Source organism: Vibrio sp. YT-19(2023) (genome assembly GCF_033337395.1).
In genome coordinates this window covers 1-767 of sequence record NZ_JAWOQN010000390.1, presented here as the reverse complement: position 1 = coordinate 767, position 767 = coordinate 1, and the positions used below count along the sequence as shown (strand labels likewise).

The window sequence follows — 767 nt, the reverse complement described above, 5'->3', positions numbered from 1 at the left end:
GCTCCCATCTTTCAGATAAATTTTCGTGGTGGCTCATCCAGTTCACATATTAGGAAAATGTAACCAAATGTTAGTGGTGACATAAGGTTGATCACGTTTGTGAGTAGAAATTTATGCCACACTGAGAGTAGATGATAAGGATATCACCGGACAGGTCTCGCTTTCAGAGCCAATAACTTGTTCGTCAAAGGGAGGATTTGCATGGAAGCACTCACTGCTTTGTTCCGCGCTCTGTTTAACAGTGCCCGCGATCTTCTTCCTATTGTGATTGTTATTACCTTCTTCCAATTGGTGGTTCTGCAAGAGCCTTTACCTAACTTGGTCTCGATTCTTTTTGGTTTGTTGTTGGTCATTTTAGGCCTGACGTTTTTTATTTTCGGGCTAGAACTCGGCTTGTTCCCCATTGGCGAAAATATGGCACAAGCCTTTGCTCGAAAGGGCAGTGTGTTTTGGTTATTGATTTTTGCGTTTTGCTTGGGGTTTGGAACCACTATCGCAGAGCCAGCATTGACTGCTGTTGCAGAAGAGGCCTCAGAGGTGGCGGCTGAAGGCGGGATGATCCCTAATTCCGAACAATCCATGACGGAGTATGGCGTTGGCCTGCGGATCACGGTGGCTTTTTCTGTTGGGGTTGCGATTGTGATTGGGGTGCTGCGTATCTTAAAAGGGTGGCCAATTCATTACATGATCATCGGTGGTTATGTTGGCGTTGTGACTCTCACTTGGTTTGCGCCAGAGTCGATCATCGGCGTTGCTTACGACTCGGG

General features: G+C 46.7%; 1 protein-coding gene. It reads left to right on the top strand.

Going from position 1 to position 767, the window contains the following annotated elements; all coding sequences use genetic code 11:
• Positions 1 to 201 precede the first annotated feature (201 nt).
• Positions 202 to 767 (top strand): DUF1538 domain-containing protein (locus R7E78_RS26090; protein WP_318058605.1); only part of this gene is annotated, 566 nt, incomplete at its 3' end.